Genomic DNA, 8,969 nt, shown 5'->3' on the forward strand with positions numbered 1-8,969 from the left:
CCTAACCCCTCACGCATCCCACCCACCCCGCGAATCCCAACCCCAGCACCCGGCCGGACCAGCTCTTTTTCCATCCGGCACACCCGCCGTGGCGCGCGCTGTTCTCAGCAGGTTCTTCGCGCCGGTCGGCGCGGGTGGTGAGGCGGGGGTGGACCGTCGGTCTCCGGATGGTCATCCGGTTGTCCGCCGTTGGTTGCCGGAGAGCGTCTAGATTGTTCGGGTGCTGCGCAAGCTGCTGATCGGCGTGGCGGTGATTGCCACGCTGGTGGCAGGGGTGGGCACCGCACGACTGGTTCTTCCGTGGACCGATCCCACCCGCGGCGTACCGAAACAGCTCGCGTTCCTGCGCGCCGAGATCGAGCACGGCGCCGACCGAAACGCGCAGAAACTGTTTCCGGAAGGGTATTTCTTCCTGAACGTGCTGTACGGCCTCAGCTGGGTACAGGTCGGCGTCAGCGATCCGAAACAGGCAGCCGACGCGACGCTGCAGGTCCGCTGGGCGCTCGATCGACTCGACTCCCCGGAAGGCACCGCGCCGTTCGACCAGTCGCTGCAACCGCGGTACGGCATCTTCTACGCCGGCTGGACGAACTGGCTGCTCGGCGGGCTGATCGCCCTCGGGCAGGCGGACGCGGACGAGCGCTCCCGGTTCACCAGCGACTCGGTCGCGATCGCCACCGCTTTCCGAACCGCGGAAACACCGTTTCTGCCGGCCCACCCCGGTCAGGCATGGCCGGTCGACTCGGTCGTCGCGATCGCCTCGCTCCGGCTGTACGACGCCGTGGTCGCGCCGCGCTTCGGGCAGTTCGCGCGGAACTGGGTGACGAGCATGAAGACCAAGCTCGACCCGGCAACCGGGCTGCTGCCGCACCAGGTCGTGCCACATGTGACCGGGGCGCGCGGCTCGTCGCAAGCCATGATCCAGCGTTTTCTCGTCGACATCGATCCGACGTTCGCGCGAGCGCAGTACCAGCTGTTCAAGGACAAGTTCGTCACCGGCCTGGGCGTTCGCGAGTACCCGAAAGGCAGCGCGGGACCAGGCGACGTGGACTCCGGTCCGCTCGTCCTCGGAATGAGTCTTTCCGCAACCGTTGTCGGGATGGGCGCGGCGCGGGCACATCACGATTCCCTCGGAAACCGGCTTTCGCGGACCGGTGAACTGGTCGGCCTGCCGTTCAGCGGGTTGAAGACGAAGCGGTACCTGTTCGGCGCGGTCCCGATCGGGGACGCGTTCCTGGCCTGGTCGACCTCCGCGCGGCCGCTGGTCGCGACCGACCAGCCGGCCATCGAGAGCTCGTCCGGTTGGTGGCGCCTTCCATGGTTGGTCCTGCTGTGGTTACCCGCGCTGCTCCTGTGGGGAGCGCTCCGCCTCAGACACCGCGGCCGAAGACGGAAGCGAGCGCATTGAGCTTGCTCGGCGGGTCCCTCGATCGCCGTCGCTTAGGCTAGGGCCGTGCAACGGATCTCGTCGCGGAATGCTCGGTTTCAGGTGTGGCAGGCGTCGCTGACCAACCGGTCCAAGCGGCAGCGGTCCGGCGAGTTCCTGGTCCAGGGCGTGCGGCCGATTTCGGTTGCCGTGGACAACGGTTGGCCGGTGCACACACTGATTCATGACGCTTCCCGGCCCTTGTCCCGCTGGGCCTCGGAGCTCATGCAGCGGTTGCCAGAGGTCGAGCGTGTCGCGATGGCGCCCGAACTGCTGGCCGAGCTCGGCGAGAAGGACGACCCCGAGCTGATCGCCGTACTCGAGCTGCCCGCCGACGACCTGGAACGGATCCCGGTCGGGCCGGACTTCCTCGGGGTGGTGTTCGACCGGCCGACCGGGCCGGGAAACATCGGCTCGATCATCCGGTCCGCGGACGCGTTCGGCGCCGACGGCGTGATCGTCACCGGGCACGCCGCCGACGTGTACGACCCGAAGGCGGTCCGCGCGACGACGGGATCGCTGTTCGCGGTTCCCGCCGTGCGCGCGCCTTCGCATCGCGAGGTCCTCGACTGGGTACGCCGGTCGCCGGTCGTGGTGGTCGGCACCGACGAGCACGGCAGCACCGACGTCTACGACTTCGACTTCACCCAGCCGGTGCTGCTGCTGATCGGCAACGAGACGGCCGGGCTCAGTACGGCGTGGCGGGAGGCGGCCGACCACCTGGTACGGATCCCGATCACCGGCTCGGCCAGCTCGCTCAACGCCGCCAACGCCGCGACCGCGGTGCTGTACGAGATCTCGCGGCAGCGCTCAGCGGGCGCTTGAGCACTCTGCGTCGCACCGAGTGCCCCGCAGTAGGCGCAGGGTGCTCAAGCGCCCTCTCACGCCCTACACAGTAGTTCGCCGTGCAGGATCGAGACCCAGCTGTCGGCACCGGCCGTCCAGGTCTGCCAGGCCTGTGAGATCGCGGTCAGGGTCTCCTCCGGTACGCCGGCCGCGCGCGCCTGGTCCGCGAGCGCGGACTTCAGGATCCGGTCGGCCCACATACCGCCCCAGAACGCACGGTCTTCCGGGTTCGTGAACGCCCAGGTGGAGGTGGTTGCGTCCACCTGCTCGAAGCCGGCCGCGTGCGCCCACGCGAGCAGGCGGCGTCCGGCGTCCGGCTCGCCCCGGTTGGCGCGGGCCATCCGCTGGTACAGGTCCATCCACTCGTCGAGCTCCGGCAGCGCCGGGTACCAGACGAAACCGTGGTAATCGGAGTCGCGGACCGCGACGATCCCGCCCGGTTTGCACACCCGGCGCATCTCGCGCAGCGCCTGCACCGGATCGGCCACGTGCTGCAGCACCTGGTGCGCGTGGACGACGTCGTACGTGTCGTCCGGCAGGTCCAGCGCGTGGACGTCGCCGACCACGAACTCCACGTCGACATCGACGTTTTCAAACGCTTTCCGGGTGATGTCCAGCGCGGCGGCGTTCGCCTCGAGCGCGGTGGTCCGGCCGGGCTCGACCAGGCGGGCCAGGTCGGCGGTGATGGTTCCCGGACCGGCGCCGACGTCGAGCAGCGACATTCCGGGACGCAGGTGCGGCAGCAGGTATCCGGCGGAGTTCTCCGCGGTCCGCCAGCGGTGCGATCGCAGTACCGACTCGTGATGGCCGTGCGTGTACACGTTGTTCATCCCAGGCTCCTTTGCCCTCGTCAACAGTGTTCACGCTAGCGCAGAGTCTTGCTTTATGAGACATATCGTCTCACTATGCGAGCAGTTCGTGATGGCCGAATATGGCCGGACGAACCCGCCGGTCGCAGGCGAACCTTGAGGAAACCCACCGAGGAGGACAGAGATGCTGGCGAAGGTGTTTCCGATCAGGCTCAAGGACGGCAACCAGGCCGCGGCCGAGGCGATCGTGCAGGAGTTCGGGCCGCGCGGGCCGGGCGTCGAGGAGGGAACGCTGTCGTTCCGGGTGTACCGGGACCCGGCGACGCCCGACTATCTGTTGTTCGTCGAGCACTTCGCGGACCAGGCGGCGTACGACGCGCACACTGGGTCGGCGGCGTACCAGGAGTTGATCGCCGGGCGGTTCGCGGAGCTGATCGTCGAGTTCGTCGAGATCGACCACGAACTCCTGGTCAGCCTGTGAGCGCGTCGGCGCGGCGGTTGCGGGAGTTGCACGCGCAGCCGCCGCTGGTGCTGCCGAACGCGTGGGACGCGGGCTCGGCCCGGGCGATCGCCGCCGCCGGCGCGCAGGCGATCGCGACCACGAGCGCCGGGGTGGCTTGGGCGCATGGGGTTGACGATGCGGGCGGGCTGGACCTGGCGACGGCGGTGGCGACGGTACGGGCGGTGTGTGCGGCGGTCGACGTACCGGTGACGGCTGATGTCGAGGCCGGGTACGGCGATGTGGCGCGGACCGTGCGGGAGGTTGTCGAGGCGGGTGCCGCTGGGGTGAATCTGGAGGACAGTACGGCGCGGGTGCTGGACGACCCGATGGTGCATGCCGAGCGGATCCGCGCGGCACGGGTTGCCGGGGGCAACGAGTTGGTGATCAATGCGCGGATCGACACGTACCTGTACGGCGATCGGACCGGAACGATCGAGCGGGCGAAGATCTACGCCGACGCGGGTGCGGATGTGCTGTTCGTGCCCGGCGTGGTCGACGTACCCACGATCGCCGAACTCGTGAAGGGATCACCGCTCCCGCTGAACGTGATGGTCGGGCCGGGCGCGCCGTCCGTCCGGGAACTCGCGGAGATCGGCGTGGTGCGGATCAGCGTTGGGCCGGCCATCACCGGTGCGGCGTACGCGCTGGCTGCGGCGGCTGCGACTGAGCTACTCACGCTCGGCACGTACGAAACGCTTGCTCAGGCGTAGGACGATCTCCCGGGCGGGCCCTGCGCCGGTGATGGGCACGAGGGATCGGAGGAGAGCGTCGGGGTCCTCCCCGGCTTCGAGGATGATGTTGCCGTTGGCAACTTGCAGCGCCAGCGGGCCGACCAGGTCCGCGGTGGTGAGCGCCTCGGGGCCGGGGAAGGCGTGCGTCAGGCCGTGGGTCAGACCCGGGACCGGTACGCCGTACACCTCGACAAGCTTGTGCAGGGCGTCTGTCGCGTCCGCCGCTGACAGCCGGTCCCGGACAACCGCCTGAACAGCAACCTCGAACGGCCCCCACACCCCCGGAACCCGTCCCCCGACGACCAACGACCTGAAGACAGGATCGACCGCGGCCGGCGCAGGTGGTGTGTCGGTGCTGGTGAGGTGGGCGGCGTGGTCTACTACGTGGATGATGCCTTCCCAGAACGGGAGGTGGGCGCGTAGCAGGAGGTGGTCGGCCGCGGCCGGGCCGAGCTCGAGCATGCCCGGCTCGCCGTCGAGCGAGATCACTCGGCGGTACACCCCGTCCTCGACCGACTCGACGCCCGGGATCGCCCGGTCGGCGAGGAACGTGCTCATCGCCTCCCAGTCGTACGGCGACGTGAACGGCAACCGCAGTACCAGACCGCCGTCCGCGGCGAGCCGGTCGCCGCGGCGCCGACGGTCGCGGAGGTCCCGCGGGGACGCCCGGAAGGTCTCCCGCATCGCGCGGTTGAACTGCCGCAGGCTCCCGAACCCGGACGCGAACGCGACCTCCGCGATCCCGAGATCGGTGTCGTCCAGCAGCCGGCGCGCGAAATGCGCCCGCCGGGACCGCGCGAACTGGTCCGGCGTCGCGCCGAGATGCTCGTGGAACAACCGTCGCAACTGCCGCACCGACAACCCGAGCCGCGCACCGAGCGCCGCCTCGCCGGACTCGTCCAGCAGCCCGGCGATGATCAGCTGCACCGCCCGGCAGACCAGCTCGGGCGCGGTGTCCGGGATGGTGCCGGCGACCCGGTACGGACGGCACCGCAGGCAGGCGCGATACCCGGCCGCCTCGGCCGCGGCGGGCAGCTCGAAGGTGCTCACGTTCTCCGCGAGCGGCTTCGCGCCGCAGCCCGGACGGCAGTAGATCCCGGTCGTCCGGACCGCCGAATAGGTCGTCACCGAAAACACGGTAGACACCCGCACCGACAGTTCCTGACACGCGCTTTACACCCGGTACGCGCGGTCGCGACTAAGGTACGGCGAGTGCATTCGAAACCGATGCTTGTCGTGGTGAGTGGTCCGCCCGGGACGGGGAAAACGACGCTGGCGCACCGGATCGCCGCCGCGATCGGCTGCCCGGCGATCTGCCGGGACGAGATCAAGGAGGGGATGGCGCACGCGACCCCGGGGTTCGTGCCGGGCCCCGGCGATCCGCTGACGATGCGGACCCTGTCGACGTTCTTCGACGTGATCGGCCTGCTGGTCGGCCGCGGTACGACGGTGGTCGCGGAGGCGGCGTTCCAGGACCGGCTGTGGAACCCGGGCCTGAGCCCGCTGCTCGGCCGCGCCGACCTCCGGATCGTGCACTGTACGACGACCGCCGAGGTCGCGCTCGCACGGATCACCGCGCGGACCGCGTCCGATCCGCGACGCGCGGCGCACGAGGACGCGAAGATCAGCCCGGACGCACGGATCCGTACGCACAACGCCTTCCAGCCGGTGGATCTCCCGGTGCCGTCGATCACGGTGGACACCAGCACCGAGCCGTCACTCGACCGGATCATGGCCTTCTTGTCGCGTCCAGGTGAGGTCGTGGTGGACTAGCGGCATGGGAATGCTGGAGGGGTTGACGACGGCGCATCTGGCGGACGCCTGCGTCCGGGCGGGGGTGCCCGTGCGTACGGTGTCTGTGACGGCGGTCGTCGGTGAACGTATCGCGGGGCGGGTGCTGCCTGCACAGCATGTGGGCAGTGTGGACGTGTTCCTGGAGGCGTTCGAGTCCGCGGCCGAGGGCGACGTACTCGTGGTGGACAACGGTGGCCGCCGGGACGAGGCCTGCGTCGGCGACCTGGTCGCGCTGGAGGCCGCGGCGGCCGGGGTCGCCGGGATCGTGATCTGGGGGCTGCACCGCGACACGGTCGACATCACCGCGATCGGGTTGCCGGTTTTCAGCCTCGGCGCACTGCCCACCGGCCCGCTGCGGCTCGACCCGCAGCCCGCCGATGCGTTGTCCACGGCAACGATCGGCGCCTGGACGGTGACCCGCGACGACGTCGTACTCGCGGATCAGGACGGCGCGATCTTCGTCCCCGCGAACCGCGTGGCCGAGCTGCAGTCGCTGGCCGAGTCGATCCGCGACACCGAACACCACCAGGCCGCCGAGATCCGAACCGGCCGCTCCCTCCGCACACAGGTCAGTTTCCCGGACTACCTGACGAAGCGAGCAGCCAACCCGTCCTTGACGTTCCGCCAACACCTACGATCCATCCACGGCGCGATCGAGGAGTGAGCCGCGGCTGATTTCTGTGCGGATGGCGGGGACTACTTCTTGTGACCAGCGGGTGAGTTGGGTGTCGTACGGGTCGGTGCCGTTGGGGAAGAGGGTGAAGCCGGTGGCGTTGTGGTTGAGGATGGCGTCGGTGAGTTCTTCGGTCCACTGGGACGGGGAGCCGCCGATCCAGCGGCCTTCGGCGTCGCGGGTTCGGCGGAGCGGGGTCGCGGTGATGGTGCCGGGGAAGTTGTAGATGGTGCCGATGTCGGACGGCTTGCGGCCGGCGGCGAGGGCTGCCTCGTCGATGATCGGGCGGGACCAGCGGTACCGGTCGCTGAGCCAGTCGGCGGCGTGGCCGGGGATCCAGCCGTCGGCGTGCCGGCCGGTGGCCGCGAGCGACTTCGGGCCGTTCGAGCCGGTCCAGATCAGGGGTGCCGGTACGGCGGCCGGGCGGAGCGCGCCGATCGGGTAGTGCTTGGTCGGCGCCGGCGTACCGCCGTCGGACAGCCCGTGGACGAGCTGCATCGCCTCCTCGAACGCCTCGACGGCCTGTGCCGGGCGGAGTTCCGGGACGCCCATCGTGGTGATCCGGTCCCACGCGCCGCCGGCGCCGAGGCCGAGGATGAAGCGGCCGCCGGACAGCGCGGCCAGCGAGGTCGCCGTACGGGCGAGCACCGGGGCGGGGCGTAGCGGCAGATTCGTGACGTTCACGAACGCCGACAGCCGTTCGGTCCGGCCGAGCAGGAAGGCGATCGCGGCGTACCCGTCGAGCATGTCCGGGACGTACGGGTGATCGGCCAGGCTGACGTGGTCGAGACCGTCGGCGTCCGCCTGCTGGGCGAGCCGCACGATCGCGGCCACGTCCCGCACCGAGTCCGGCGATCCGTATCCGAACCGCACGTTCATGACGACTCCTTCAAGTAGTTTGCTGTTCTAACTAGTTGTAGCACGGATACTTAGAACATCAAACTATTAGCTCAACGGACTATCATGGGCGGCATGGTGACGACGACGGCTGCCCGGGACGCGGACCTCGCGAGTGCGCTGGTGCAGACGATGCACCTGCTGCAGGATCTGCACGCCGAGACCAGCCGGCCGCTCGGCCTCACGTCGCAGCAGGCGCGGCTGCTCTGCGTACTGATCGCCGGACCGCAAGGGATGACCGACCTCAGCCGCATCCTGAGCATCGAACGCTCCAGCCTGACCAGCATGGTCGACCGGCTGGAACGCCGCAGCCTGGTCGCCCGCACCCCGATCCCCGGCGACCGCCGCGCCTTCCGGATCGAGCTCACCGCCGACGGCCTGAAACTCGCCCACGAGGTCCACGACGCGGTGGTCGACCGCATCAACACCCTCACTGCCGCCCTCCCCGCGACCACCCGCCGTACCGTCACGACCGCCCTGCAGTCCATCCTCGGATGACCTACCGGTACGTCGAACACGCCGGCGCCCGGATCGCCTACCGGGTCAGCGGTTCCGGGCCGGCGCTCGTACTGCTGAAGAACAACCGCCGCCCGCCGGACTACCCGGTCAGCGATTTCCTGGCCGAGCGGTTCCGGGTCTTCCAGCTGCACCCGATCGGCTTCGGCGCGAGCGACCGGCCGGACGTGTACGACTTCGGCTCGATCGGCGAGCAGGTACTCGCGGTCCTCGATCATGAAGGTGTTGATCGGTTGGGTGTCTGGGGGTTCTCGCAGACGGCCTGCATGGCAGCAATGGTCGCTCGCTCAACCGATCGCGCAGCCGCGCTGGCGATGGGTGGCGTCGTGCCGATCGGGATGCCGACCGACGGCGAGATGCGGCGGATGGAACGCGAACCACGGTTGCCGCGGCCGGCGCTGGAGTTCTGGCGGGCCTATCGGGCGTACGACTGGCATCACGAGCTCAGGTGCTACCCGGGGCGCCGGGTGGCGTACCTGGGTACGGCCGATCCGGCGATCCGCCGTTTCCGCAGGTTGCGGCCGGTCCTGGAAGGGATCGGCGTTGCCTACCTGGAGTTCGAGGGGCTGAACCACAGTACGTGTGGGTTGGGCGACGCGGCCGGGGACGGGCGCCGGCCAGACTCCCCGTGTCAGGCACGCGTCGCCCAGGAGGTGGTGGTCAGGATCGGCGGGGGCGCTGCAGCGTGAAGGACTCGAACTCGCGGAGCTCGCCGCCGGGGCCGAGGACGTCGTAGTACTTGACCTGCATCGTCGTGGAGCCGCCGGGGTGGCCG

General features: G+C 69.7%; 11 protein-coding genes. 8 read left to right on the forward strand and 3 right to left on the reverse strand.

The features are described 5' to 3' along the window. Nucleotides 1–220 precede the first annotated feature (220 nt). Together VFF46_RS04600 and VFF46_RS04605 are read left to right on the forward strand one after the other, a co-directional pair. Nucleotides 221–1,408 (forward strand): hypothetical protein, encoded by a 1,188-nt coding sequence (locus tag VFF46_RS04600; protein WP_325035754.1) that lies wholly within the window; start codon nucleotides 221–223, stop codon nucleotides 1,406–1,408. A gap of 45 nt (nucleotides 1,409–1,453) precedes the next feature. Continuing rightward, nucleotides 1,454–2,251 (forward strand): TrmH family RNA methyltransferase, encoded by a 798-nt coding sequence (locus VFF46_RS04605; protein WP_325035755.1) that lies wholly within the window; start codon nucleotides 1,454–1,456, stop codon nucleotides 2,249–2,251. A 56-nt stretch (nucleotides 2,252–2,307) separates the two neighbouring features. On the opposite strand, the gene VFF46_RS04610 is transcribed toward VFF46_RS04605, so the two are convergent. Continuing rightward, on the reverse strand, nucleotides 2,308–3,102 hold the full coding sequence (locus VFF46_RS04610; RefSeq protein ID WP_325035756.1) for a class I SAM-dependent methyltransferase: 795 nt from the start codon (nucleotides 3,100–3,102) through the stop codon (nucleotides 2,308–2,310). A 163-nt stretch (nucleotides 3,103–3,265) separates the two neighbouring features. On the opposite strand from VFF46_RS04610, the gene VFF46_RS04615 reads away from it, so the two are divergent. Further along, entirely contained in the window at nucleotides 3,266–3,562 is a 297-nt protein-coding gene (locus VFF46_RS04615) for a putative quinol monooxygenase (protein ID WP_325035757.1), read from the forward strand. Beyond that, a complete protein-coding gene (locus VFF46_RS04620; RefSeq protein ID WP_325035758.1) occupies nucleotides 3,559–4,293 on the forward strand; it encodes an isocitrate lyase/phosphoenolpyruvate mutase family protein in 735 nt (244 codons plus the stop codon). Before VFF46_RS04615 ends, VFF46_RS04620 begins: the two co-directional genes overlap by 4 nt. On the opposite strand, the gene VFF46_RS04625 is transcribed toward VFF46_RS04620, so the two are convergent. Then, a complete protein-coding gene (locus tag VFF46_RS04625; RefSeq protein WP_325035759.1) occupies nucleotides 4,252–5,442 on the reverse strand; it encodes a helix-turn-helix domain-containing protein in 1,191 nt (396 codons plus the stop codon). The genes VFF46_RS04620 and VFF46_RS04625 overlap by 42 nt on opposite strands. Before the next feature lie 84 nt (nucleotides 5,443–5,526). On the opposite strand from VFF46_RS04625, the gene VFF46_RS04630 reads away from it, so the two are divergent. Both VFF46_RS04630 and VFF46_RS04635 read left to right on the forward strand, forming a co-directional pair. Next, a complete protein-coding gene (locus tag VFF46_RS04630) occupies nucleotides 5,527–6,087 on the forward strand; it encodes an AAA family ATPase (RefSeq protein ID WP_325035760.1) in 561 nt (186 codons plus the stop codon). 4 nt (nucleotides 6,088–6,091) lie between these two features. Next, complete coding sequence (locus VFF46_RS04635; RefSeq protein ID WP_325035761.1) at nucleotides 6,092–6,772, forward strand: RraA family protein; 681 nt, start codon at nucleotides 6,092–6,094, stop codon at nucleotides 6,770–6,772. On the opposite strand, the gene VFF46_RS04640 is transcribed toward VFF46_RS04635, so the two are convergent. Then, nucleotides 6,740–7,660, reverse strand: coding sequence for an LLM class flavin-dependent oxidoreductase (locus VFF46_RS04640; protein WP_325035762.1), 921 nt, complete (start codon nucleotides 7,658–7,660; stop codon nucleotides 6,740–6,742). The two genes, VFF46_RS04635 and VFF46_RS04640, sit on opposite strands and share 33 nt — an antisense overlap. Before the next feature lie 93 nt (nucleotides 7,661–7,753). Here VFF46_RS04640 and VFF46_RS04645 point away from each other — a divergent pair, with 93 nt between their 5' ends. Continuing rightward, complete coding sequence (locus VFF46_RS04645) at nucleotides 7,754–8,176, forward strand: MarR family winged helix-turn-helix transcriptional regulator (RefSeq protein WP_325035763.1); 423 nt, start codon at nucleotides 7,754–7,756, stop codon at nucleotides 8,174–8,176. After that, a complete protein-coding gene (locus VFF46_RS04650; RefSeq protein WP_325035764.1) occupies nucleotides 8,173–8,883 on the forward strand; it encodes an alpha/beta hydrolase in 711 nt (236 codons plus the stop codon). The genes VFF46_RS04645 and VFF46_RS04650 overlap by 4 nt, the downstream gene beginning before the upstream one ends. Nucleotides 8,884–8,969: the final 86 nt, after the last annotated feature.

The sequence above is a fragment of the Kribbella sp. genome (genome assembly GCF_035655035.1).
Lineage (GTDB): Bacteria > Actinomycetota > Actinomycetes > Propionibacteriales > Kribbellaceae > Kribbella.